The organism is Streptomyces sp. NPDC047081, assembly GCF_040643775.1.
GTDB lineage: Bacteria > Actinomycetota > Actinomycetes > Streptomycetales > Streptomycetaceae > Streptomyces.
In genome coordinates this window covers 174,331-199,644 of sequence record NZ_JBEYUY010000010.1, presented here as the reverse complement: position 1 = coordinate 199,644, position 25,314 = coordinate 174,331, and the positions used below count along the sequence as shown (strand labels likewise).

18 protein-coding genes and 1 pseudogene are annotated in these 25,314 nt (G+C 71.8%); 9 read left to right on the top strand and 10 right to left on the bottom strand.

The annotated features are described in order from the left end of the window. The first annotated feature begins 195 nt into the window (after positions 1-195). Positions 196-1,248, top strand: a complete 1,053-nt coding sequence (locus ABZ848_RS21080) for a hypothetical protein (RefSeq protein ID WP_360833879.1) — start codon at positions 196-198, stop codon at positions 1,246-1,248. A 10-nt stretch (positions 1,249-1,258) separates the two neighbouring features. On the opposite strand, the gene ABZ848_RS21075 is transcribed toward ABZ848_RS21080, so the two are convergent. Then, positions 1,259-2,413, bottom strand: coding sequence for a hypothetical protein (locus tag ABZ848_RS21075; protein ID WP_360833877.1), 1,155 nt, complete (start codon positions 2,411-2,413; stop codon positions 1,259-1,261). A 388-nt stretch (positions 2,414-2,801) separates the two neighbouring features. Here ABZ848_RS21075 and ABZ848_RS21070 point away from each other — a divergent pair, with 388 nt between their 5' ends. Both ABZ848_RS21070 and ABZ848_RS21065 read left to right on the top strand, forming a co-directional pair. After that, positions 2,802-3,170, top strand: coding sequence for a PadR family transcriptional regulator (locus ABZ848_RS21070; protein ID WP_360834144.1), 369 nt, complete (start codon positions 2,802-2,804; stop codon positions 3,168-3,170). Next, entirely contained in the window at positions 3,167-4,168 is a 1,002-nt protein-coding gene (locus ABZ848_RS21065) for a hypothetical protein (RefSeq protein ID WP_360833875.1), read from the top strand. Before ABZ848_RS21070 ends, ABZ848_RS21065 begins: the two co-directional genes overlap by 4 nt. 109 nt (positions 4,169-4,277) lie before the next feature. On the opposite strand, the gene ABZ848_RS21060 is transcribed toward ABZ848_RS21065, so the two are convergent. After that, the gene (locus tag ABZ848_RS21060; protein WP_360833873.1) at positions 4,278-4,772 is read right to left on the bottom strand and encodes a lamin tail domain-containing protein; all 495 of its coding nucleotides are present in this window, start codon (positions 4,770-4,772) and stop codon (positions 4,278-4,280) included. Positions 4,773-4,847: 75 nt separating this feature from the next. Next, the gene (locus tag ABZ848_RS21055) at positions 4,848-5,999 is read right to left on the bottom strand and encodes an NAD(P)/FAD-dependent oxidoreductase (RefSeq protein ID WP_360833871.1); all 1,152 of its coding nucleotides are present in this window, start codon (positions 5,997-5,999) and stop codon (positions 4,848-4,850) included. Positions 6,000-6,223: 224 nt separating this feature from the next. Here ABZ848_RS21055 and ABZ848_RS21050 point away from each other — a divergent pair, with 224 nt between their 5' ends. Both ABZ848_RS21050 and ABZ848_RS21045 read left to right on the top strand, forming a co-directional pair. Further along, positions 6,224-6,403, top strand: coding sequence for a hypothetical protein (locus ABZ848_RS21050; RefSeq protein WP_360834142.1), 180 nt, complete (start codon positions 6,224-6,226; stop codon positions 6,401-6,403). A gap of 25 nt (positions 6,404-6,428) precedes the next feature. Then, positions 6,429-7,391, top strand: coding sequence for a D-cysteine desulfhydrase family protein (locus ABZ848_RS21045; protein ID WP_360833869.1), 963 nt, complete (start codon positions 6,429-6,431; stop codon positions 7,389-7,391). Positions 7,392-7,398: 7 nt separating this feature from the next. Here ABZ848_RS21045 and ABZ848_RS21040 read toward each other — a convergent pair whose 3' ends face one another. From ABZ848_RS21040 to ABZ848_RS21025, 4 genes are all read right to left on the bottom strand, one after another. Next, the gene (locus ABZ848_RS21040; RefSeq protein WP_360833867.1) at positions 7,399-8,763 is read right to left on the bottom strand and encodes an FAD-dependent oxidoreductase; all 1,365 of its coding nucleotides are present in this window, start codon (positions 8,761-8,763) and stop codon (positions 7,399-7,401) included. Between the two features lie 137 nt (positions 8,764-8,900). Then, a complete protein-coding gene (locus ABZ848_RS21035; RefSeq protein ID WP_360833865.1) occupies positions 8,901-9,746 on the bottom strand; it encodes a chitosanase in 846 nt (281 codons plus the stop codon). 134 nt (positions 9,747-9,880) lie between these two features. After that, entirely contained in the window at positions 9,881-12,685 is a 2,805-nt protein-coding gene (locus ABZ848_RS21030) for a SpoIIE family protein phosphatase (RefSeq protein ID WP_360833863.1), read from the bottom strand. Between the two features lie 579 nt (positions 12,686-13,264). After that, the gene (locus tag ABZ848_RS21025; RefSeq protein WP_360833861.1) at positions 13,265-15,811 is read right to left on the bottom strand and encodes a SpoIIE family protein phosphatase; all 2,547 of its coding nucleotides are present in this window, start codon (positions 15,809-15,811) and stop codon (positions 13,265-13,267) included. A 199-nt stretch (positions 15,812-16,010) separates the two neighbouring features. Here ABZ848_RS21025 and ABZ848_RS21020 point away from each other — a divergent pair, with 199 nt between their 5' ends. Together ABZ848_RS21020 and ABZ848_RS21015 are read left to right on the top strand one after the other, a co-directional pair. Then, positions 16,011-17,432 carry a cytochrome P450 gene (locus tag ABZ848_RS21020; protein ID WP_360833859.1) on the top strand — a complete coding sequence of 474 codons (1,422 nt, stop codon included), beginning with the start codon at positions 16,011-16,013 and terminating at the stop codon, positions 17,430-17,432. Positions 17,433-17,532: 100 nt separating this feature from the next. After that, positions 17,533-18,165: an N-acetyltransferase gene (locus ABZ848_RS21015; protein WP_360833857.1), complete on the top strand. Its 633-nt coding sequence runs from the start codon at positions 17,533-17,535 to the stop codon at positions 18,163-18,165. A gap of 13 nt (positions 18,166-18,178) precedes the next feature. On the opposite strand, the gene ABZ848_RS21010 is transcribed toward ABZ848_RS21015, so the two are convergent. The 3 genes and pseudogenes from ABZ848_RS21010 to ABZ848_RS21000 form a co-directional block, all read right to left on the bottom strand. Then, on the bottom strand, positions 18,179-19,909 hold the full coding sequence (locus ABZ848_RS21010) for a phospholipid carrier-dependent glycosyltransferase (RefSeq protein WP_360833855.1): 1,731 nt from the start codon (positions 19,907-19,909) through the stop codon (positions 18,179-18,181). 151 nt (positions 19,910-20,060) lie between these two features. Beyond that, positions 20,061-20,933, bottom strand: a pseudogene (locus ABZ848_RS21005) (chitinase); the annotation flags it as partial. A 260-nt stretch (positions 20,934-21,193) separates the two neighbouring features. Beyond that, positions 21,194-22,057: a DUF1963 domain-containing protein gene (locus ABZ848_RS21000; RefSeq protein WP_360833853.1), complete on the bottom strand. Its 864-nt coding sequence runs from the start codon at positions 22,055-22,057 to the stop codon at positions 21,194-21,196. A 109-nt stretch (positions 22,058-22,166) separates the two neighbouring features. On the opposite strand from ABZ848_RS21000, the gene ABZ848_RS20995 reads away from it, so the two are divergent. Together ABZ848_RS20995 and ABZ848_RS20990 are read left to right on the top strand one after the other, a co-directional pair. Continuing rightward, the gene (locus ABZ848_RS20995) at positions 22,167-22,955 is read left to right on the top strand and encodes a maleylpyruvate isomerase family mycothiol-dependent enzyme (RefSeq protein WP_360833851.1); all 789 of its coding nucleotides are present in this window, start codon (positions 22,167-22,169) and stop codon (positions 22,953-22,955) included. 218 nt (positions 22,956-23,173) lie between these two features. Beyond that, positions 23,174-25,267: a DUF1996 domain-containing protein gene (locus tag ABZ848_RS20990; RefSeq protein WP_360833849.1), complete on the top strand. Its 2,094-nt coding sequence runs from the start codon at positions 23,174-23,176 to the stop codon at positions 25,265-25,267. Positions 25,268-25,314: the final 47 nt, after the last annotated feature.

Here is a 25,314-nt window from a genome sequence, read left to right as displayed (position 1 = left end):
AGCGGCGCGCCCTCTTCTCGGATTCCCGCATCCGCCGTTCGTACGTCGCCCTGGGGCGGCACGTCTCATTCCGGTGGCTCACCCGAGTGGCACTGTGCGGGGGTGGCGCCTAGTAATGGCACGTAACGTCGCGTGAGCGCACTCGGGGGGTGCGAGAGCTCGCCGAACTCTTCCATCTCTCCCATGGAGCAGAGAATGAGCACCCGCTCTTCATCACCTCAGCCGAACGAACCCTCGATAACCACCGCTCACGACGACCCGGTCAGCGCACTGGTGCATGCCGCGGTCGCCGACCGCCCGCTGGAGGAGGTCGCCCGGCTGATCACCCTGCTGGAGCAGTCCCCGCAGTACGCGCAGGCCACCGTCGACGCGCTCCGCGCGGTCGGCACGGACCGGTCCGTGGAGGACGTCACCCGGCTGGCCGTCCTGCTGACCCGGCCGCCGCGCGACGCCGACAGCGCCGACGAGGCGATCCGCGCCGCCGCCGGGAGCCGGCCGGTGGAGGAGGTGACCCGGCTGATGGCGCTGCTGCACCGGACACCGATGGAACCCCACTGCGGCCAGGAGGCGGCCCGCGCCGCCGCGACCGCGCGGCCCGTCGAGGAACTCGTCGAACTCATCGGCCGGTTGAGCGAGGAGCGCGAGGCGCAGACCGCCCGGCTGGAAGCGGAGGAGCCGCCGCGGCCGTACGTCGACCAGGAGTCGTACGGCGACCAGGCGCCGCCCGTGCCCGGTGTCTTCCCGCCGCCCGAACCCGACTTCGCGCCCGCGATCGGCGACCTCCGCACACCGCGCCGGCTCGCCCGTACGCCGGCCCGGCCCGCCGCCCGGCTCCAGTGGCCCGGTCTGTTCGCCGCCGCCGCGCTGCTCGTGTGCGCGATGCTCTGGTTCCCGCTGCACCGGGACGGCGCGTCGCTCCGCGCGTACGGACTCGCCCTCGGCCTGTCGGCGGTGTGCGCGGCGGTCTCCGTACTGCTGACCCTGCGGCCCGGCCTGACCGTCCTCGCGGTCGCGGTCGTGCTGCCGGCCCTGCTCGCGGCGGCTCAGCTGTACGAGGGACGGTTCCACTCGGCCCGCCTCTCTCGGGCGCTCGACCTCACGCTCGCCCCGAACTGGATCGCGGGCCTGGCCGCCGTATGCGCGTCCCTCGTGGCCCTGACGGCCCTGCTGGTACGTCTGGCGTCGCAGGCCCCGACGGTGAACGCACCGGCACGCCCGCTGGTGGGGGCACGGCGCGGGGCGGAGTGACACCCCCGCGTCAGCCGCGGGTCGACTCGCCCGAGTCGTCCCCGTCCGGCTTTCCGGAAGGCTCGCTGTCCGTTGCGGGCGTGGGCCGCAGGGCCTTGCCCGTCCCCTTGAGGCGTTCCAAGGTGCGGGTCAGGTGCTGGAAGGGGGAGGCGGTGGGGGCGGGCTGCGGCGGTGCCGGGGTGGCCGTGCCGGACTCGCGGTAGGCCTCCAGTGCCTCGTGGGCGCGTTCGGCCGCCTCGCGGTACAGGTCACGGGACTTCGTCATCGCGTCGAGGGCCTCGGCGTAGCGCGTCACCAGCGCGCGCTCGCGGGCGAGTTCCTCCTCGAGCGTCATCAGCTCCCAGTCGTCCCGCAGCGCCGCCACGACCTCCTCGGCGCCCTTGGGCAGGGGCGGCGGCAGCGCGGCGAAGCGGGTCAGCGCGTCGACCAGGTCCGTCGGCCGCGAGCCGTCGAGAAACACCGTCCGTACGGCGAACTCGTCCGCGTCGAAGCCGTCCCGGTCCGCGGACAGTGGTACGGCGCCGCCGCGCGGGACCTGCACGCCGAACTCCCGCAGCGCCCGGTTCACGATCCGCAACTGCTCGGGGGCGGCCCGGTGTTCCAGCACGCGGTGGCGCAGTCCCGGCGGCAGCAGCGGGCCGAGCGGACCCCGGCCGCGCTCGTCGGGCGTCATCGCCTCGTGCACGACGAGGTTGATGCTCCAGCCGTCGCGCACGCTGTCGCGCAGCAGCCGCCGGATCTCCTTGTCGTCGGTGGGCAGGTGATTGACCTGCCGGAGGCGCAGCCCCGTGCCGGGTTCGTGGTCCCAGTCCGCGTCCGGGTCCTCGGGCCAGAACATGGTGGCGGGCGAGGGCCACTCCGGGTCCCACGGGGACTCGGCCTCCGCCGCCAGCGTCCAGTCGTGTCCACCGTCCGCGCCGGGCGTCAGCGTCAGCCGGGCCCGCACGGTCACCCTGCCGGCGGCGACCCGCCAACGAGCTTCGAACACGAGCGGCGAGGCGTCCTCGGCCGTAGGGAGCTCGTGCTGGTCGTCGAGGACTTCGCTGCTCTTGAGCCGTTGCAGGGTGCGGCGGACCGCGTGGGGCGCGTCGGGGCCGGGATGGTGGCCGCGGGCCAGCCACAGGGTCGGGGAGGGTGTCGGGCGGGCGGTGGAGGAGAAGCGCATGGGTCCATCGGGTGGCGGGGGCACGTGGACCCACCAGTATCGTCCGCGTGGTTCGGGCGGGATCGGGCGGGGTGTGCACACGGGATGTGCGTGCCGCACTCGGGGTGCGAGCGGAACACCCCAGTCCGCGGCGTTTCACTCGTGCCCCGCGCGCATCCGGGCCGCGAGGATGACGCCCCGAACAGGGCCCACCCACCATCCGCTTCGGGGTGGGTCCTGTTCGCGGCGGCGGTGGTCGCACCCACCGAGCCCGGCGGTGCCGGAGTCCGGCCGGCACCGCACGGACGCCGCTCCTGTCACCCCACCCCGCACGGGACAGACCTTCGTGACTCCGTGCCGCGCTATATATCGGAATCCGAGATATCATGGCCGCATGGCATCGAGGAACATGACACAGGCGGCGTTCTTCGTCCTCACCGCCCTCGCCGACCAGCCCCGGCACGGCTACGGCATCCTGCGTGAGGTCGAGGAACTGTCCGACGGCGCCGTGCAGTTGCGCGTCGGCACCCTGTACGGCGTGCTGGACCGGCTCACCGCCGACGGGCTGATCGTGCTGGACCGCGAGGAGGTGCACGAGGGCCGGCTCAGGCGCTACTACCGCCTCACCGACGAGGGCATGCGGGCCCTCGACGCCGAGGCGGAGCGCATGGCGGCCGGAGCCAGCGCCGCCAAGCGCCGCATCGCCGAGGGCCGCGGCGCCCCCGGCCCCCTCACGAACCCGGCCCAGGGCCCCGGACTCGCGGGAGGTCTCGCATGACGACGCTGCTCGAAGCCCGCTACCGCACGGTGCTGCGGCTGCTCCCCGACTACTACCGGCGGGCCCGGGAGGAGGAGATGGTCGAGGTGTACCTGTGGGACCTCGACCGGGACACCCAGGACCAGAGCCGGCCCACCCTCGGTGAGGTGGCGAGCGTCGCGGCACTCGCCGTACGCACCAGGCTGGCCGCCAATGGCGCACCTCGGCCCTATGCGCTCCTCGGCTCGGCGGTCCGTCACTTCGCCCTGTTCGCCGTGCTCCTGCAGGCGGCCACCGCCGTCGTCGACCGGGTCCTGGAACTGACCTGGGCGTCGACCCACGGCGCACGGGAGTGGGACATCTTCCTGTCCGGCTTCACCGGGCACGGGCCCACGCCCGCCGTCGTCGAGATCGCCGTGTGGGTGCTGCCGTTGCTCTGGCCGGTCGGCTTCTTCGCCCTGGTGCACGACCGAAGGCGCCTGGCCCAGGTGTCGGTGCTGCTGGCGGCGCTCCCGTCGCTGTGGCCGTTGGTCGGTCCGCTGGTGAGCGGAACCGTGCCGGGCGCCCCGTGGTTCGCCGCCGCCTTCGCCCTGTTCGCCTGGGCGTCCGCTCTCGCCCTGTGCGCCGGCCACCACCGGGACGCCCCGGCGGCCCTGCTGCCGGCCGGCTCGCCCGGCCTGGTCTTCGCGGCGTGCTGCGTGGTGACGGGCGCCTCCGAGGTGCTGCTGCCCGCCATGTCCGACGCGGCCTGGGCACCTGCCATGTGCTTCGTCGTCGGCTCCCTCGGCTGGCTGGTGTGGCACGGTCGCCACGCCGACCGCAGTGCCGCCTGCGGTGCGCCCGCCCTTGCCGCGCTCGGCCTGCTCCTGCTCGCCGTACGCGTCGCCACGCTCTACACGTGGCTCGGCGTCCCGGTCCCCGCCGCACTCGTCGGCGGAGCGCTCGCCCAGGCCGTGGTGCTCACGCTCCTCGTCGTCGGGCTCGGCGCCGTGGCCAGGCGCGACCTCGCATCGCGCTGACCCGCACGGGCGATACGGTCGGCCCATGTCTTACGCCCGGTGACCACTTCCTCGTATCTCGTGCTCGGCGTCATCGACAGGCGCGTGCCGCTCGCCCGCGGCGCCGCCGTCACCCGTGGAACGTGATGTACCCGTTGCCGTCGGAGTCGTTGCCGCTCTTCGTGTAGGAGTGCGAGTCGGCGCCGCTGCCGGACGGCTTGTACACGTAGATCGTGTCCTTGTCGTTGTTCCACATGAAGTTGCAGTTGTTGCGGTAGACGACGTTCTTGGTGTCCGAGTCCGTGCCCTTGCCACCGCGGAGCTTCACGTAGTCGCCGGGCTGGAGGTAGTGGTTCTTCGAGAACGTGAACTTGTTGCCGGCCTTGTCCTTGACCACGTAACCCTTCAGGTTCACGGTCGTGTGGGCCGAGTAGTTCTTGATCGTCAGGTACTCGTCCTTCGTGTTCCCGGTCGTGCAGCTGTTGGAGTCTCTGCCGGGCGCGTCGTACTGGATGCCCTTGATCTTCAGCGCGGACGAGTACTCCGTGGCGTGCGCCGGGACGGCGGCCAGTACGGCGAGCGTGCCCGCGGCGGTGGCGGTTGCGGCGACAAGACGTATGCGCATGTGAAACTTCCCCCCTGTGTGGATTTTCCGTGAAGAAACGGAGCGTATACAACCAGGGGGATGCGGGAGGTCACTTCACCGAATTGATGCGTGCCAGTCGAGGAGCCTTACGAGTTCGTCCTCGCCCGGCCTGGCGGGAGCCCCGCTCCGCGCGGCGGGGGACGGGGGGTTGGTGCCGCGCGAGATGTTCCCGCTCACGGTGATGTTGTGCTCCACCCGCGGGCGGCGCAGCTCCTCGTAGAGGGAGAGCGCGGCGTCGGTGTCCGGTGTGTCGCGCAGGGATTTCGCGAGGATCACGGCGTCCTCCATGGCCATCGAGGCGCCCTGTCCGGTCGCCGGGGAGGCCGCGTGGGCCGCGTCGCCGAGGAGCAGGATCCGGCCGGAACGCCAAGGGGTGCCCGGGGGAAGCTCGTTGGCGTTGGTGACCAGGACGTCGTCGGCGGTGGCGGCGACGATGTCGGCCGCCGGGGTGGCGTCCTTGCGCAGCGCCGGGAGCAGCAGCTCGCGCCAACCGGCCGGTGTGCCCTGGTCGATCGCCTCCGCCGGCAGCGGGTCGCCGGACACGCGCGCGAACCAGTACGTCTCCCCGTCGGGCGACACCGCGAAGCCGAACGCGGCCTCGCTTCCCCGCACCATCGTGATGTGCGCGCCCCCTTCCGAGGCGGGCGCGGCGCCCGTGTAGCCGTAGAAGACGCGCTGGCCCGCGTAGACGGGGCGCGCATCGGGGGCGATCGCCTGCCGGACGGTCGAGTTGAGGCCGTCGGCGCCGATCAGGACGTCGGCGCTCGCGCTGCTGCCGTCGGCGAAGTGTGCGGTGACGCCCGCGCCGTTCTCCTGGACGGAGGTGAGCCGGGCGCCGTGGTGGACGGCGATGCCCCTGCGCGTTGCCTCCGCCTGCAACCCGGAGTTGAGGTCGCCGCGGCGCAGACACCGGTACTGGAGGAGCGGATCGCCCGACTCTCCGAGGGGCACCTGCGCCAACTCCTTGCCCCTGTCGTCCAGTACACGCATCGAGGTCAGCGGAAAGCCGAGCGCCGTGACCGCGGCGGAGGCGTCGATCTGGGCGAGGGCCCGCATGCCGTTGCTCGCGAGGGTGAGGAACGCGCCGAGGTCCTCGGCCGAGTCGGGATGCGCCTCGTGCACGACGACCTCGAAACCCGCCTTGTCCAGTGCCAGAGCCGTCGTCGTACCCGCGATTCCGCCACCGATGACCAGTACCCGCGCCACGCGCCACCTCGCCCGTCTCCGTGCGGCCCCCGTGGTCGCACCTGCACAGAGGGGAACGTACGGGCGTCGGGAGCGGTTCCGCGGAACGCGCCAACCGGACTCTGCGGAACGCGCCATCCGGGCTGCGTCACCTCCTTGACTGGTGACGCCTTGCCTGTAAGCATGGTCATCAGCCGAACCGGTAACGGTCGGGCGGGCTTCGAGCGCAGGAGCGTGAGATGGCGATGCAGTCGCAGGAGAAGAAGGTGGCGGACCCCGCAGAGGCCGGGCGCCGGGCGCGGTTCGGGAGTCTGCCCGAGCGGATCCGCCTTGAGGACACGGTCGAGGAGCGGCCCGCGGTGGCGCCGGATCCGGCCAGGGACACGTACAACGCCGACGAGTGGCTCGTGCGCACGTGCCTGTGACCGGCGTACTGATTCGATGGGTGCCATGACCGACAAGATCGCCCTGAGCACCTGGCCCACCCCGATGGAGCCCGCGCCCCGCCTCGCCGCTGAACTCGGCCTGCGCGAGGACGACCTGTGGATCAAACGGGACGACCTCATCGGCCTCGGCGGAGGCGGCAACAAGGTGCGCAAGCTGGAGTGGTTCGTCGGCGCCGCGTCGGCTGCGGGCGCGGACACGCTGGTGACCACGGGGGCCGCGCAGAGCAACCACGCCCGGCTCACCGCGGCCGCCGGTGCCCGGCTGGGGCTCGACGTCGTGCTCGTCTTCCCCGGTACGCCCGACAGCGCGGCGCACGGCTCCGGGAACCTCGTGCTCGACAGCCTCTTCGGGGCGCGTGTCCACTGGGCCGGCGAGGGTGCTCCGAGCAATCTGGGGCGAGTGGCGGAAAGCGTCTGCGAGCAGCTGCGCGGAGAAGGCGCCCGGCCCTTCCTGATCCCCTTCGGGGGCTCAAGTCCCCTGGGCGCGCGGGGCTATGTCGACGGTGGTCAGGAACTGCTGGCCCAACTGCCGGACGTGGCGCACGTGGTGGTGGCTCTCGGCTCCGGGGGCACCATGGCCGGTCTTGTCGGCGCGCTGGGGGCGGAGCGGGTGCTCGGCGTCCACTGCGGGGCTGTGGAAGATCCGTCCGCCACCGTCGCCGAACTCGCCGGCGTCGACCCCGGTTCCCTCCGCGTGCGTACCGACCAGGTCGGCGCGGGATACGGCGTCCTGCACGAGCCCGTCCTGGAGGCGATGCGGACGGCCGCCGCCACCGAGGGGATCGTCCTGGACCCCGTCTACACGGGGCGGGCCATGGCCGGGCTGTTCGCCGCCGTGCGGGACGGTGACATCGGGCCGGGACAGCGCACCGTCTTCCTGCACAGCGGAGGGCTGCCGGGACTGTTCGGCCACGCGGAGACGGTGCACCGTACCGTCTCCGCGCTGTCGTCCCGGGAGTCCTCCTGAGGTACCGTCAGGCGCCGCTCTCGCGGAGCATGTCCTCGCGCTCGACGATCTTCACGCGCTCGCGGCCCTGCGGCTCGCCCAGCGCCTTCTCGGCGGCGTCCAGCTTGTACCAGCCGTCCCAGGTGGTGTAGCGGACGCCCCGCTCGGCGAGGAACGCGTCCACGGCCTCCGGCTCGGGTGCGGCGGGGGTGTGGAGGCGGTCGTTCGCGTAGTCGTCCAGCAGGTTCGACACCGTCTCGTTGGCGTCGCCCTTGGTGTGGCCGATGAGGCCCACCGGGCCGCGCCGGATCCAGCCCGTGACGTACGTCGACTGGAGGTGCTCGCCGCTCTCCTGGATGACCCGGCCGCCCTCGTCGGGGACGGTGCCCGAGTCGATGTCCCAGGGCAGCTTGGGGAGCTTGTCGGAGAGGTAGCCGACCGCGCGGTAGATCGCGGTGACGTCCCAGTCCTTGAACTCGCCGGTGCCCTTGACGTTGCCGGTGCCGTCGAGGGCGGTGCGCTCGGTGCGCAGGCCGACGACCTTGCCGTCCTCGCCGAGAACCTCGGCGGGGGACTCGAAGAAGTGCAGGAAGAGCTTGTGCGGGCGGTCGCCGACGTCGCGGATCGCCCAGTTCTCCAGGGTCTTGGCGACCATGTCGGCCTGCTTGTTGCCGCGCCGGGTCTCGATCGAGCCCTCGTCGTAGTCGATGTCCTCGGGGTCGACGATGACCTCGATGTTGGGGGAGTGGTCCAGCTCCCGCAGCTCCATCGGGGAGAACTTCGCCTGCGCCGGGCCGCGGCGGCCGAAGACGTGGATCTCCAGCGCCTTGTTGGCCTTCAGGCCCTCGTAGACGTTCGGCGGGATCTCCGTCGGCAGCAGCTCGTCGGCCGTCTTGGCGAGGACGCGGGCCACGTCGAGGGCGACGTTGCCGACGCCGAGCACCGCGACCTTCTCGGCCTCCAGCGGCCAGGTGCGCGGCACGTCCGGGTGGCCGTCGTACCAGGAGACGAAGTCGGCTGCGCCGTAGGAGCCGTCGAGCTCGATACCGGGTATGCGCAGCTCGCGGTCGGCCGTCGCGCCCGTCGAGAAGATCACCGCGTCGTAGAAAGCGCGCAGGTCGTCCAGGCTGATGTCGTTCGGGTAGTCGACGTTGCCGAACAGGCGGATCTGCGGCTTGTCGAGCACCTGGTGGAGGGCCGTGATGATGCCCTTGATGCGGGGGTGGTCGGGGGCGACGCCGTAGCGGATCAGCCCGAAGGGCGCCGGCATGCGCTCGTAGAGGTCGATGGACACACCGGGTTCGGCGGCCACGTCGGACTTGAGCAACGCGTCGGCGGCGTAGATCCCGGCGGGGCCGGCTCCGACGATGGCTACCCGCAGGGGGCGGGGCATGATCAGGTTCCCTTCGAGCGGCGATAGATCGACTCGAACGGGAAGCCTAAGCTAAGGCAAGCCTAAGTCGGTACGCGGGTCCGGTCTATGGGCTCATAAATCGACTTTATGAGCCCATAGAAAGCTTACCTTCCGGATCAGCCGATGTGGTAACTGTCCCCGTACACCTTCCAGTCCAGCGGGGTGTTCAGGCACAGGTTGCCCTTGCGCAGGAAGACCCGCTGCTCGGTGTCGACGCGGGTGGTGTCGCTGTGGGCCTCCTCCTGCTTCATCGCCCACACCCGCGCGTCGAGGAAGGCGTTCAGGTACGTCACCTCGTCGCCGCCCTGGGCCGGCGGCTTGGCCTTGTTCAGGGCGCGCTTGCGTATGTTGCGGAAGCTCGTCGGGTCGTCTCCGTCGCCGTGCATGACGATGGCGTCGTAGTACGTGAACTGGCCCAGTGTTCCGAGGCCGTCCGTCTTGCCCTGCTTGACGGCCGGGTTGAAGTAGACGCGGTCGCGCTCGTCGTTCTGCGCCTGCTGGAAGGCGGAGTCCTGGGCCGCCTTGCGCCAGTCCTTGGGGAAGTCCGGGTCGAGACCGTCGTGCGAGTCGGAGCCGTTCACCCGCTTCAGCGCCGGCAGGTACTTGGCAAGAACATTGCCCGGCTTGCGGTCGGTGTAGAGCTGGACCAGGTCGAGCATGTCGCCGGTGCCGGAGCAGAAGCCAATGATGCCGGCGGTGTAGCCGCGGCCGTCGCCGATGTCCTCGATGTACTTGTACTGCGCCTTCCAGTCGAGCGAGGAGTTCTCCGCGCTCGACACCAGCTTCATGGCGATCTCCTTCTTCGCCGGGTCGTCGAGCCCGACACAGCCCGCGGCGGGCGCCGCGGAGGCGTGCGACGGGCGCAGCAGCGGGGCCGCTGCCAGGGATGCGCCGAGCAGCGCGAGGACGGTGCGGCGCGAGGTGAGCGCGGGGCGTGGCAGATCGCTGGACGGATGCCTCACGGGGACTCCAAGTGGAGGTGGGGGGTGGGGAGTTGGCCGTGCGTCACTCTGATAGGAAGGTTTCCTATCAGAAGTTGGCGACGGACGGCACCCGTCGCGTGAAAACTTCGTAGGGAAGAACGAAGAGCGGTCGGTCAGGGCAGCGGCTGCTCGGCCCAGATGACCTTGCCCTCGGGCGTGTAGCGGGTGCCCCAGCGCTCGGTGAGCTGCGCAACGAGGAAGAGCCCGCGGCCGCCCTCGTCCGTCATCGCCGCGTACCGCAGATGCGGTGAGGTGCTGCTGCTGTCGAAGACCTCGCAGATCAGGGTGCGGTCGAACAGCACCCGGACGCGGATGGGGTCGGCGCCGTAGCGGATCGCGTTGGTGACCAGCTCGCTCAGGATCAGCTCGGTGGTGAACGTCAGCTCGTCCAGGCCCCATTCGGCCAGCCGCCGGGTGACCGAGGCGCGCAACTCGCCCACGGCCGCCGGGTCCGGCGGGACCTGCCACTCGGCGACACGGTCGGCGGCGAGCGCCCGGGTGCGGGCGACGATCAGGGCGACGTCGTCGCTGGGCTTGTTCGGCAGCTGGGTGTCGAGCACGACCCGGCAGGTGTCCTCCGGCGAGTCCCCGGAGCGTTCCAGGGCGCCCCGCAGGAGGTCGAGTCCCTCGTCGATGTCCCGTTCACGGTCCTCGACGAGACCGTCGGTGTAGAGCACCAGCCGGCTGCCCTCGGCCAGTTCGAGGTCGGCCGTCTCGAAGGGCAGACCGCCCAGGCCCAGCGGGAGACCGGCGGGGACCTCCGGGAACTCGACGCCGCCGTCGGGCCGGACCAGGGCGGGCGGCGGATGGCCGGCGCGGGCGATGGAGCATCTCCGGGACACCGGGTCGTAGATCGCGTACAGACAGGTCGCGCCGGTGACCGGGGCGCTGCCGTCATCGGCGGTCTCGTCCTGGTCGATGCGGCCCACCAACTCGTCCAGGAGGGCGAGGAGTTCGTCGGGCGGGAGGTCGAGGGCGGAGAAGTTGTGCACCGCCGTACGCAGCCGTCCCATGGTGGCCGCGGCGTGCAGTCCGTGCCCGACGACGTCGCCCACGACGAGCGCGACCCGCGCGCCCGACAGCGGCAGTACGTCGAACCAGTCGCCGCCGACCCCGGCCTGCGCCGGCAGATAGCGGTAGGCGATGTCCAGCGCCGTCTGTTCCGGCAGGCTGCGGGGGAGCAGGCTGCGCTGCAGGGTGACGGCCATGCTGTGCTCGCGCGTGTAGCGGCGCGCGTTGTCGATGGAGACCGCGGCGCGGGCCACCAGCTCCTCGGCGAGGGCGAGTTCCTCCGCGTCGAAGGGCGCGGGCTCCTCGGAGCGCCAGAAGCTGACCACCCCCAGGACCAGCGTCCCGGCGCGCAGCGGCACGGTGATCAGCGAGTGGATGCCGTACCCCACGACCTGCGCGGTCCGCTCCAGGTCCTGCGCGTGCCAGCCGGGGGCCAGGTCGAGGTCGGGTTCGAGGACGGGCTGGCCGGAGCGGAGGCTGCGGGCCTGCGGCGAGGACTCGACGAAGGTGATCTGCCGGCCGATCGGGTAGAGCGGGGCGTCCTTGCGGATCCCGCTGACGGCGGTACGGCGCAGCACGGTCGCGGCTTCCGGCTGGCCGCCGCCGAGCACCGCGTCGAACAGGTCGACGCTCGCGAAGTCGGCGAAGCGGGGCACGGCGATCTCCGCGAGCTCCTCCGCGGTGCGGGTGACGTCCAGGCTGGTCCCGATGCCCACGCCGGCGTCGTACAGCATGTTCAGCCGTTCCCTGGCCGCCTCGGCGCGGCCGGACAGGGCGCGCAGTTCCGTCGAGTCGCGCAGGGTGGCGACGCTGCCGGGCGGGCCGCCCTCGGCGTCCGTGGGGCGCTGGTTGACGGCCAGCAGCCGGTCCTTGACCAGGTGCACCTCGTCGGTGGCCATGCGCCCTGAGGCCAGCAGGTCGGCGGTGTCGGCGGGCAGGCCCAGGTCCAGGACGTGCCGGCCTTCGGCGTCCTCGGGCAGGTCGAGCAGGCGGTGCGCCTCGTCGTTGGCGAGGAGCAGCCGGCCCTCGTCGCCGGCGATGAGCACGCCCTCGCGGACGGCGTGCAGTACGGCGTCGTGGTGCTCGTACATACGGGTCATCTCGTGCGGGCCCAGGCCGTGCGTCTGGCGCAGCAGCCGTCTGCTGACCAGTGCGGTGCCGGCCGTGGCCAGGGCGAGGCCGACGGCGGCGGCGAGCAGGACCAGCGGGAGCTGCCGGTTGGCGGCGCCGCCGACGTTCGCGGTGGTGATGCCCGCGGAGACCAGGCCCACGACCTTGCCGTCGTCCGACTTGATCGGTACGACGGCCTGGACGAGGCGTCCGATCGTGCCGTTGATCTCCTCGGTGACGGTCTGCCCGGCCAGCGCGGGGGCGATGTTGCCGACGAACTTCTTGCCGATGCGGTCCGGTTTGGGGTGGGTGTAGCGGATGCCGTCCGTGTTCATGACGACGATGAAGTCCACGTCGGTCGCCTTGCGGGCCGCCTCGGCGCGGGGCTGCAGAATCGCCGTGGGGTCGGGGCTGGTGAGCGCGTCGCGGGTGCCCGGCGAGTTGGCGAAGGCCTCGGCGACGGCGACCGACCGGTTGCGGGCCTCCTGGGTGCTGTCGTGGCGTGCCTGGAGGTAGAGCGCGACCACGGCGGCGACGACCAGGAGGAGCACGATCACGACCTGGAGGACGAACACCTGTCCGGCGACGCTGCGTCCGGTCAGTGCCGACCGCAGCCCTGCGAAACGTCCCTGGTCCGCTGCGTCCGCGCGCGTGAACCGCCGGGCCGTCGCACCGCCCGGCGTCCGCGCCGTTCGCCGCCCCTGCGCTCCGCGGGCGCCGTCGGGCGCGCGTTCGGCACGGGACCCGCTGGGGCGACGGTTCGACCCGGCCCCGGAGCGGCCCAGAAGTCGGACCATGTGCCCATGTCTACACTGCCGCGCCCCAGGAGGCGAGAGGCGTCACAGAGGGTGACACGACGCGCCGCGGGTTGGGATGCGGGGCGGGGAGGGACGGCTGGGGCGGGGGTCACGCTGGCGGTGGGTGCGCGCGGCGGCGGTCCAAAGTGAGCACACCGTCGGCCAATCTGGGCGTCGACAGGGCTGTGTGGGCATGCGGTCGGCCGGTCTGGGGGTGGGCAGGGCTGTGTGGGCATGCGGTCGGGCGGTCTGGGGGTGGGCAGGGTTGTGAGGGCACGCCGTCGGGCGATCCGGGCGTTGTCGGGGCTGTGAGGGCATGGCGGCGGCGAGTCTGCGCGGGGCCGGTGCGGAGAAGGGCACGCCCAGCGGGACACCGGTCGGCACGGTGACGGCCACGTGCCGGGTCCGGGCGACGCGCGGTGAGGCCGGAGCTCTCACCGGTTGGTTAGCTGCCGGAGTTGGCGCGCGGGCTCTCACCGGTCGTCAACCCGCCGGAAGCGGCGCGGGCTCCCGCAGGTCGGCAAGCTGTCGAACCCGGCGCCCTGACTTCCACCGGTCCGCGAATCGCCCGGCTCCGCTTCACCCCCCACGTGCGACACGCCGTGTGGCCAGCAGCAGGGCGATGTCGTCCGGGCGGTCGGCCGTGTGGCGGGCCGTGGCTGTGAGGCGGTCGGCTATGCCGGCGAGGGGGCGGCGGCCGGGACGGGTCGCCGGGGCGCCTGCCTTTGCCAGGGCCACGCGGAGGGCCGTGATGCCCTCGTCGATGTCCATGCCGGGGCGCTCCACGAGGCCGTCGGTGTAGAGGGCGAGGACGGCGCCTGGCTCGATCCGGAGCTCCGCGACCGGGTAATGGGCCTGGGGGTCCACTCCGAGGACCACTCCACCGGGCAGGTCGAGGACCTCCGTGTGGCCGTCCGGGCCGCGCAGCAGCGGCGGCAGGTGGCCTGCCCGGGCCACCCGGGCGATCCCCGAGACCGGGTCGAGGCGGATGTAGCAGCAGCTCGCGAACTGGCCGGGGTCGAGGTCGATGAGCAGATGGTTCGTGCCGCTCATCACCTCGTCGGGGGGCCGGTCACCGAGCGCGAACGCCCGTACCGCACTGCGCAGTTGACCCATCGTGGCCGCCGCCTGCACCCCGTGTCCCTGGACGTCTCCGATCACCAGCGCGAGACCGTCCCCGGCCTCCACGACGTCGTACCAGTCCCCGCCGATCTCCATGCCCTGCGTGCCGGGCAGATAGCGACCCGTGGTCTCCACCTGCGGATGGGCCGACAGCCGGCGGGGGAGGAGTGCCTGCTGGAGGCCGCGGGCGAGGGCCGCCTCGCTCTCGTACCGTCGGGCCTTCTCCATGGCGTGGGCGATGAGCCCGGCCAGCGCGGTCAGCACGGTCCGTTCCTCGGTGCTGAAGGTGCGCGGGCGGTCGAAGCCGAGGATGCAGGAGCCGACCGGCCGCCCGGAGGCGATCAGCGGCAGGAAGGCGCGGGCCCCCTCCGCCGCGTCCAGCGCGATGCCCGGGTAGGCGGCCGTCAGCTGCTCCATCGAGTCGAAGAAGAGCGGCCGGCCGGTGGTGAGGGTCTCGACGCCGGGCAGATGGGCGTCCAGGCCCACGCCCTCGAAGGGGGCGAGGAAGCCCTTGGGGAAGCCGGTCTCCCAGGCCAGGTTCAGGTGCCGGTCCTGCAGCAGGTAGATGGCGAGGCGGCGGCCGCCGAACGCGGGCAGCAGCTCCCGCATCACCACGGCCGACACCTGCCGAGCCGTGACCGCCTCGGTCAGCGCGATGGCCAGCACGATCGGCCGGTAGAGCGGCGCCATCGACGGCACACCGGGCGTGGCCGGCTTGCCCGCCACCTCCGGTTCGGGCTCGGGCGCCAGCTCGGCGGCGGCGTCCGCCACGGGACTCGCCGGACTGAACGTGCAGGTCAGGACGTCCGAGCCGGGATAGAAGTGCACATCGAGCCAGGTGCCTTCGTACGGCGGCGTGTCGGTCGGCTCCCCGTCGGCCGCGGGCAGCCCGACATGGAAGCTCACCGGCTCAGGGGACAGCAGCGCGCTGCGCAGATGGTCCTCGCAGTTCGGCTGGTTCAGCCAGGGCACGCCGTCCCACAGGGACCGGCCGAGCAGCTCGGCCCGCGGGCGGCGCAGCAGCTGTCCGGCGCGCGGATTGGCGTAGAGGATCAGCCCCAGCCGGTCCACGCACAGGACCCCCTCGGGCAGCAGGTCCGCCGCCGCGTCGGCCGCCGCGCCGGGGCCCGGGTCGACGACCGAGCCCCGGACCGGGTGCGCGCCCGGCACCGTGCCCCGCCTGGCGGGCGGGGCGTACGGGCTCCACAGCTCCACCAGGCGCAGCGCGCCGTCCCCGTCCCGCACGTACAGGGGCAGCGCCGGCGGGCGGCCCGCGGCCGTCTCCCGCAGCGCGGCCAGCACCCGCTGCGTCTCTCCCGGGGCCACCGCCTCGGCGAGCGCCTGCACGGAGGCGCCGAACGTCTCGGCGGGCAGGCCCAGCAGAGCCGGCAGCCGCTCGTCGACGGTCACCACGTCCGTCACCGGATCCCAGGCGAAACCCCCGGCGCGCCCGACGGGCGGACGGGCGCCCGGCGGCCGTACGCAGACCGGTTCGCCGTCCCAGGAGACCTGCGGACTGTCGCGGTCCTCCAGGCGGCGCAGGGCCGCGCCGAGGTCCTCGGCCTGCCGGACCAGGCGGTCGCGGTGCTGGAGCAGCTCGGCGGCGTCCGTGGCCGAGGGACGCAGCACGGTCAGTACGCCGTACGTCGTCGAACCGCCCACGACCGGCACGTACAGCGAGCCGAACTGGAACGGCAGCCCGGCCGCGAACTGGGGATAGCGCCGCATCGTCTCCGTGGCGTTCGGCAGCACCACCTGCACGCCGAGCCGGTAGGCGTCGGCCACCGGGAACGGGCGGTCCACGTGCATCCGCCACCAGGGCCGGAAGAGGGGACCCGGCAGCCCGGCGAGCACGGCCAGCCGCAGCAGTCCGGGCGTGCCGGAGCGCAGATAGACCCCTCCCGCGTGGCCGCCGGCCAGGTCGATCGCCTCCGTCGCGGCGTCGATCAGCAACGCGGCCAGCTGCCCGGGCGTCCGGTGTGCTTCCTCCGCGCTCCGCGTCATCCGGTCCTACCTCGTCCGTGCGCCGTCCAGCGGGCGACACAGCAAGAATGCGCCACGACGGGCCTGCGGCGCACCTGGGCGGACAGAGACAGCGGAGGGACCTGTGTGACGCAGAGATCACCGCCCCGGTGCATCGGCGTTGACTGTCATGGGCATGCATCCGGGGGTTTGATCCCGCCCCACGAGGAGTGATCGCGTGATGAGCGCCCCCACCACGGCAGCCATCCCCACCCCCACGGTCCCCGGCGGACTCCCGCTGATCGGACACGGACTCCGCCTCGCCCGCGACCCGCTGGCGTTCTTCAAGTCGCTTCGTGAGTACGGCAGTGTCGTGCGCATCCGCATCGGCCCCACCCCTGCCTACGTGGTCACCGACCCCGCACTGACCCGGCGTGTCCTGGTGACCGACGCCGCCCACTTCACCAAGGGCGGCAAGTACAACGACGCGCTGCGGGTCTTCCTCGGCGACGGAATCGCGACCGTCGCCGACGGCGACACCCATCTGCGCAACCGCCGGCTGATGCAGCCCATGTTCAACAAGGCGCACATCGCCGAGCACGGTGACGCCATGATCGAGCAGGTGCGGACGATGGTCGGCGCCTGGACCGCGGGCGAACCGCGCGACGTGCTCGCCGACATGAACGGCATCACCCTCGCCGCGTTCCTCGTCGCCGTGTTCGGCGCGGACCTGCCCGCTCACCTGGAGGGCGAGTTCACCGCCCTGATGCCCGACATCATGAAAGGAACGATTCGGCAGGTCATTCTCCCGCCCTGGATCACGCGACTGCCGCTGCCCGCCAACCGCGCGCACGCCGACCGAGTCGCCCGCCTGCGCGCCCTCATCGACCAGGCCATCGACCATCGCGTCGACGCCGCCGCACCCGGATCCGCCGCGGCGGCCGACGCCGAGGCATGCCCGCACGCATCCCAGGCGCACCAGCAGCAGAAAGGTTTGTTCGAGACTCTGATCGGCGCCGAGGACCAACTCGGCCGCCGGCAGCTCCAGGACGAGACCATCACCCTCCTGGCCGGCTCGATCGAGACCACCGGCACCACCCTCGCCTGGGCGCTGTACGAGATCGCCCGCAACCCCGCCGTGGAACGACGCCTGCGCGAGGAACTGGCCTCGGTGTGCGGGGACCGGCCGCTGCGCCACGACGACATCGACCGGCTCCCGTACGCCCGACGGGTCCTGCAGGAGGCCATCAGGAAGTACGGGGTGCTCTGGATGGTGACGCGGACCGCCGCCCGCGACGTCGTCCTCGGCGGGCACCTCATACCCGAGGGCGCCGATGTCATGTGGAGCCCCTATCTGCACCAGCACGACTCCGCTCTCTTCCCCGACCCGGACAGCTTCGACCCCGACCGCTGGGAGACGGGCGGCGCCGCGGGCACCCGAGGCTCCTTCCTCGCCTTCGGCGACGGCCGCCGCAAGTGCATCGGGGAGAACTTCGCGTGGGTCGAGCTCCAGATCATCCTCGCGACCGTCCTCCAGGCCTGGCCCCGGTTCCAGGTGACCTCCCGGCCACCGCGTGCCCAGGCCGTCATCACGGTCGAACCCGACGCCCTGGCCATGGAGTTCCACTCGGACGTCTCCCAACACCCGGCAACATCCAGGTAGTTGTCCATGCCCGAGGGCCCGGTCACGCGACCGGGCCCGCGCATCGGCCCCTCGTGCCGACCTCTTGTGGGAGCGCTCCCATCCGTTGCAGGATGCCGGTGTGACTTCGTCTCCCGCCATCCGCCCCTACCGCCCCGAGGACCGTGAGGCACTCGACGACATCTGCGTCCGGACCGCGCACAACGGCCAGGACAGCCGCCCCTTCTACGCCGACCCGGGCATCTTCCCGACGATCTTCGCGACGCCGTACGCCTGTCTGGAACCGGAGTTGGCCTTCGTGCTGGACGACGGGCACGGTCGGGCCGTCGGCTACATCGTCGGCACCGTCGACACCCCGGGCTTCGTCGAGGCCTTCCGGACCAAGTGGCTGCCCCTGGTCGCGGACCGCTACCCGGAGCCCGCCGGAGTGCCGAGCACCCAGGACGAGGAGATGATCGCGCTGCTGCACCACCCCGAGCGGATGATCGTGCCCGAGGTCGCCGCGTACCCGGCCCATCTCCACATCGACCTGCTCCCCGCGTGGCAGGGCCGCGGTCATGGCCGTGAGCTGATGCGGACGTTCCTGCGCGCCCTGCACGTCCGGGGTGTCGCCGCCGCGCACCTGTGCATGGTCACGGCCAACACCCCGGCCAGGGCCTTCTACGACCGCCTCGGCTTCCACGAGATCGACGTGCCGAACCCCGGTCCGGTCACCTATCTCGGCCGTACGACAGGGGAGTTGGAGTCCCTCTGACGAGCGCCGGCGCTTATATCCAGGTGTCCAGCCACATCCGGGCGTGCCAGTCGGAGTACGGGATCGTCTGGCCGGTGTAGAGCGGGAAGAAGTAGATGAAGTTCCAGATGATGAGCAGGACGAGGACACCCGCGCCCGCCGTTCCCGCGAGCCGGCGCCGTTCGCTCGACCCCGGTGGTCCCAGCAGGGCGCCGATCAGCAGGGCCACGGCCAGACACAGGTACGGCACGAACGCGACGGCGTAGAACGAGAAGATCGTACGGTCCTGGTAGTTGAACCAGGGGAGATAGCCCGCCGCCACCGCGCACAGGACGGCGCCGGAGCGCCAGTCGCGGCGCATCGCCCACCGGTAGAGGAGGTAGGCGAGCGCGAAGCAGGCCGTCCACCACAGCAGTGGCGTGCCGAGGCCGAGGATCTCCTGGGAGCAGTCGACGCTGGTGTGGCAGCCCTCCTGGCCGGGCTTCGGGGACTCGTAGAAGAAGGACACCGGGCGGCCCTGGACGAGCCAGCTCCACGGGTTGGACTTGTAGCGGTGCCAGGCGTGGAGGTTGATGTTGAACTCGTAGACGGCGTGCTCGTAGTGCCACAGGCTGCGCAGCGGGGCCGGGATCCACGACCAGGTGCCGCCGCGGCCGTCCGCCCAGTGCCGGGCATAGCCGTCATCGGTCATGAACCAGCCGGTCCAGGTCGCCAGATACGTCAGCACGGCGACCGGCACCATCGAGACGACCGACCAGCCCAGGTCCTTGCGCAGCACCGCCCGGTACGGGCTGTACGCCCCCGCGACGCGGCGCGCGCCGACGTCCCAGAGCAGGGTCAGGGCGGTGAAGAAGACGAGGAAGTACAGGCCGTTCCACTTGCTCGCCGCCGCCAGGCCCAGGAAGACACCGGCCGCGAGCCGCCAGGGGCGCCAGCCGGTGCCGGTGTGTTCGCCGGTGTGGTGGTCGGGGCGGGCGAAGCCGTCCGGGCCGACGGGCAGGGCGGCCGCGAGGCGGGCGCGGGCCCGGTCCCGGTCGACGAGCAGGCAACCGAAGGCGGCCAGCGCGAAGAACATGACCACCAGGTCGAGCAGCGCGGTCCGGCTCATCACGAAGTGCAGGCCGTCCACCGCCAGCAGCGCCCCGGCCAGACAGCCGAGCAGCGTCGAGCGGAACAGCCGGCGGCCTATTCGGCACAGCATGAGCACCGACAAGGTGCCCAGCAGGGCCGTCATGAACCGCCAGCCGAACGGGTCGAGGCCGAAGAGGCTCTCGCCGACCGCGATCACCCACTTGCCCATCGGCGGATGCGCGACGAAGCTCCCGGGGTCCGAGAGCGGGATCACCTGCGGGTCGGCCAGGATCTTCGGGTCGGCGATCTTCCGGTCCGGCCAGGTGCCCTCGTAACCGAGCTTGAGCAGCGACCAGGCGTCCTTCGCGTAGTACGTCTCGTCGAACACGAGGGCGTGCGGCTGCCCCAGCCGCCAGAACCGGATCGCCCCGGCGACCGCGGCGACGAGGAGCGGACCCACCCACGCCATGGATCCGGCGAGGCGCCCGGCGAGGCGCGGGCCGAGACCCAGGAACTCCCAGATCCGGGTGCTCGGTTGCGGGAACGGAGGCACCAGGCGCTCGCGCGTGTCGGTCCGTGGGGCCGGCGTGTACCCGAACCGGCGCAGGCGCTGCGCCCAGGGAGCGGTCTCGGGTTCCGCGGCCGGGCGGACGTCCTCGTCGGCGCCGGCCCGTGTGGGGGTGTCACTCGTCACCCGGTCATCGTAGGGAACGCCAGTGCGGGCCCGGGATCACGGCAGGCGGTACGGCGGAATCACGACAGGTGCGGGGCCCCGACCGCACCCTCGCAGCGGTCGGGGCCTCTCGCGCACCGGCTCAGTGGTGCGCGGGCCCTGATGGCGTGTATCAGCCGGTGTATCCGGCGAAGACGCGGGTGTAGTCCCAGGCCTGTTGGCTCACCCCGGAGCAGCTGTCGTCGGGGCCGCCGGTGCAGGGCCGGTCGCGGTTCGCGGACCAGAAGGTCAGCCGGGCGAGGTGGTGCTGCTGGGCGTAGCCGAGGATGGTGCGGAAGTCGGCGACCGTCACCTTCTCGTTGTCGTCGGTGATGCCGTTCATCGACGATATGCCCATGTCCCGGTAGGCCTGGTCGTCGCTGTAGCCGTAGGCGCTCTTGAGCGCGGACTTCAGGCCCTCGGCGGCCTGCTTGGTGAGCGTGCCCATGTTCTTGCCGGCGCCGCCGAAGTCGAACGGCATGATGGCCCACGCGTCGACGGAGAGGCCGGAGGAGGCCGCGCGCTTGATGAGGCTGGTGTCCGGGCCGCTCTGGTCGGTGCCGATGGTGATGTACACCTTCAGCCCGGGGTTGTTGGCCTTCACCGTCTTCAGCGCGTCGACCGTGCGCTTCTGGACGGTGGCGCTGCTGTAGGCGTCGGCCTCGATGTCGATGTCGATCGCCTTGAGGCCGTACGCGTTGATCACCTTCTGGTAGGCGCTCGCCAGTTCGTTGGCGTTGGAGCAGGAACTCTCCAGCTTGTTGCCGCTGTAGCCGCCGAAGGAGGGGATGACGTCACCGCCGTTGGTGCGGACGGTGTTGACGGTCCGTTGGTCGACGCCGCCGGTCAGGGGCCGGGAGCCGTCCCACTGGGGATTGCAGTGCCCGTTGCTGAGCACGAAGGCGAGCGTGAACCACTTGACGCCGGTCGCGTTCGTGATGGTGGTCGGGCTCGGCGGGCTGCCCCAGCCGTTGTAGAGGTACGGCGCGACGGCCATCGGTGCGGACGCGGCGGCGTCGGCGGCCGGGGCGGCGAGGAACGTCGCGGGCAGGGTGAGCAGGGCTGCGGCGAGACCGCCGCGCAACAGGGCGCGGGGCGTGGGGGGTTGGGCTCTCATGAGGTGGGTTCACAGCCTTTCGCAGGCGGCGGACGGTGGGGGGTGGCACCACAAAGCGAGTTCACGTGAGTGAATCTCGGTCGAGCTCGTGAAGCCGTGCGTCCGGGAACCTAAAGGTCTGAACCAAACACGTCAAGAGTGCGGGACGGTCAGGGATTCCAGAAGATGCTGGTGAACGCGCGGTGGAAGCGCCGCGCCGCCAGGTCCTCGCGCTGGATCACCCAGTGGACGGTGGCGCTCTCCCAGCCCTGCACGTCCATACCGGTCTGCCAGTCGGCCAGCAGCACCCAGTCCGCCACGTCCTCCGAGACCGGCGCGTCCGACCGGCCCGCCTCCGCGGCCTTGATGGCCTTCACGGCCCAGGGCACCGCGGAGGCGACCGGGTCGAGGTCGATGGCCTCCTCGTCGGCGTATCCGCCGATCTGCAGCGGCCCCGCGGGGGCGATGCCGTCGCGGATGTCCTCCCAGAGGCCGGCGAGTTCCTCGGAGCGGGGATGGCTGGGAATCGGCTCGCTGAGCACGAGGCTGGGGCCTCCGACCGAGCCGTGGCAGGGCAGCGACACGTCGGCCTTGAGCCGCAGCGGACCCTGCGGGAACTCCTCCATCATCGCCTCGTTCTCCGCCCAGCCGACGGGGTCCCAGGCGAGCTTGTCCCGTTCCGTCACGGCCGTACCGACGGGGACGTACACCACTCCGCCCAAGCCGCCGTAGTCGGTCTCGGGGAAGGCGAAGAACAGCAGTTCGCCGTCGGGAGGCAGGGGCAGGTCCGTCGCGTCGGCGGGCAGGGCGGTGAGGTCGACGGAGGCGACGAAGGGGCGGTCGGGGTCCGGGACGTCGGCCGGCAGCAGCAGCGGACCGCCGAACCGGCCCACGACCGGCCCGTCCCCGTCCCGGGTCAGCGTCGCGCAGGGGCGGGCGGTCGTGAGCCACCGCTCCACGTCCTCGGCCGGTATGCCCTGCTCGATCGCCGCGTCACGGAAGGGACTTAAGCGGTCCCGCATCTCAGGAGTCATGGGGCACACCGTAGGCGGAGGGACCGACAGCGGCTGAATGCGACGCGGAGGACCGGCCGTTGGCGGATGCCGACGCCGTCGTGGAGAGCGCCTGACGCATGATGGGCGGGTGACTTCGCTGACCTTCGAGGACCACTGCCGCGAGATCGTCTCCCAGACAGACCTGCTCAGGACCCAGGTCGTAGGCGCGGACCCGACCACCCCGGTGCCGTCCTGCCCCGGCTGGGACCTCGGCCGGCTGCTGCGGCACGTGGGCGGCGACCACCGCTGGGCGGAGGCGATCGTACGGACCCGTTCCGCCGAGCCGCTCCCCGACGAAGGCGTCAACGACCCGGCGGTGTACTCGCATGTGACCGGTGACGCCCTCGACGCGTGGCTCGGCGAGGGCGCGTCGGAACTCGCCGCCGCACTGCGGGGCGCAGGGGCGGGGGTGCCGGTGTGGACGCCTGCCGACGAGCAACTCGTCGAGCAGTCCACGTCGTTCTGGGCGCGAAGGATGACCCACGAGACCGTCGTCCACCGCGCCGACGCGGTGCTCGCGACCGGCGGGAAGTTCGGCCTCGACGACAGCCTCGCGCTCGACGGCGTCGAGGAGTGGCTGGCCTTCTCGACGGTCCCCGAAGCGTACGAGCCCGGCCCGGACGCACCCGGCCTGCTGGGCCCCGGCCGCACGCTCCGCTTCGAGGCGGCCGGCGCCGGGCGGTGGCTCGTCGACCTGACCGGCGACCGGCCCGTCTGGCGGCCCGGCGACGGGGACGCCACCGTCAGCGTCCGCGGATCGGCGACCGACCTGCTGCTGTTCCTCTACGGCCGTCCGACGCCCGCGGTCGAGACCGACGGCGATACGGCGCTGCTCGACCTCTGGCTGACGCGCACGGGTTTCTGGCTGGAGCTGTAGGGCCCCGCCAATCCGTGGGACGGACGACAGGCGTCCCGTTCGACGCTGTTGACTGCGGGACCGGCGGCTTCCTGAGTGCCACGCGAGCGCGTCCCGGTGCACGCGCTTACTGAGAGGTTCCTATGAATCTGTGGTGCGGTTGAACACCCCTGTGCCGGGGTCCGTATGGGGTCGAGGGATTTCCATGCCTGACCGCCATGATCCGTAGGAGAACTCTCGTGGGACGCAACACGCGCAGACGCCCGACAGGACCGCGCCGCGCAACCTTCGCGGCTTTCGCCCTGATGCTGGGTGGCGGCGGCCTGGTCGCGGCCAACGTGTACGCCTCGGCGACGGAAGGCGGCTCGGGCACTGAGCAGTCGACCCGCAGCGCGGCGGCCGGCACCATCGACTGTCCGGACGTCGGAAGCAAGCTGACCCAGGTGCCGGACCAGGCACGGGGCGACGTCGACAAGCAACTCGCCTCGCTGGACCAGCAGATAGCCGAGGCCTACCAGAAGCTGCAGGCGGCGACGCCGGAGCAGCGCCAGGACAGCGGCTACACGGACGAGACGGTCATGAAGCCGCTGAAGGAGCAGCGCTCCCAGACGCTCGACCGCATCGGCGGCGCCATGGAGCAGGCCGGGCAGAGCGCCGACGGCCTCGACGCCATGGCGGACTGCTCGATGCGGACGTGGAACGACCAGAACGCCGGTCAGGACAACGGCGGCAACGGCGGTGACGACTCCCAGAACGGCCAGCAGCAGGGCGGCCAGGGAGACGGCCAGAACGGCGGGGACCAGCAGAACGGCAACGGCGGGCAGGCCGGCAACGGGCCCGTCGCCGGGGACTACCAGGACATCAACAGCGTGCAGCCGAACGCCCCGGCTCCGGACCTGAACTCCTTCGTCTCCAAGGGCACCTTCACCACCAGCTGCGGCGTGAACGAGAACGGGCTGTTCAACTCCGACAACGTGATCGTGGCCCCGGGTGTCACCAACGGCGCCCACCACTTCCACGACTACATCGGCAACCAGTCCAACAACGCCTTCGCCAGCGACGACGACCTCGCGAACGCCGACACCAGCTGCGAGAACCCGGGCGACAAGTCCACCTACTATTGGCCCGTGCTGCGGCTGCAGAACGGCACCCAGGAGCAGGACGCCAACAAGCCCGGCGGCGGCATCGAGGGCAACGCCGGTGAGATCGTCCAGGCCAAGCAGGTCACGCTGACCTTCATCGGCAGCCCGCGCAGCAAGGTCACCGAGATGCCCCGCCTGCTGCGCATCATCACCGGTGACGCCAAGGCCTTCGTCAACGGCCCGGCCAACGCCAACGCCTCCTGGAGCTGCACCGGGTTCGAGGACCGGCAGCTGAAGGACAAGTACCCGCTGTGCCCGCAGGGCAGTGACGTGGTGCGCACCTTCCGCTTCCAGAGCTGCTGGGACGGCCGCAACATCGACAGCGCCAACCACCGCACCCACGTGGCCTTCGCGGACGCCCAGGGCAACTGCCCGAACGGCTTCGAGGCCATCCCGCAGCTGGTCCAGCGGATCGTGTACGACGTGAAGGCGCCGAGCCTGCAGGACGGCGGCAAGACCACCCCGTTGTTCGCGGTGGACTCCTTCCCCGAGCAGGTGCACAAGCCGATCACCGACCACGGCGACTTCATCAACGTCTTCGACGAGGGCCTGATGAAGGAGGTCGTCTCCTGCATCAACGGCGGCCGCAACTGCGGCGCGGGCACGAACGAGGACCCGGGCTCGGACAACGGGGCGACCCAGCAGCCGACGGAGAACCCCACGGACCAGCCCACCGAGAAGCCGACCGACCAGCCCACGGACGAGCCGACCGCCCAGCCGACCGAGGACCCGACGACACCGCCGGCCGGTGACGACAACGGCAACTCGGGCAACGGGAACGGCGATTCGGGCAACGGTGACGGCGGATCCGGCAACGGCAACGGCTCCGGCCAGCAGCAGTCGGCCGACCCGACGACCGAAGCCCCGGCGACCGAACAGCCGGGCACGGACAACGCGCCGACCATGTCCAGTACCTCCGAGCCCAAGGTCTACGCGAAGCCCTCGGCGTCCAAGACCACCGCGGCCGCGCAGAACGGCGGTTCCTCGGACAACGGTTCCGGCAGCGGAGACAACGCCGCCCAGTCCACGGGCGGCAGCGACACCGGCGCCGCGAACCAGACCGAACCGCAGGCCGTCCAGGGCGGGCTGGCCGAGACCGGCACGACGCTGTGGCCGGCCGCGGCCGGTACGGCGCTGCTGATCGCGGGCCTGTTCCTGCTCACGCGGACGCGCCGGCGCTACGTGCGCTGACACCACAGGAGGGGGCGCTCGGACCGACGGGTCGGTCCGGGCGCCCT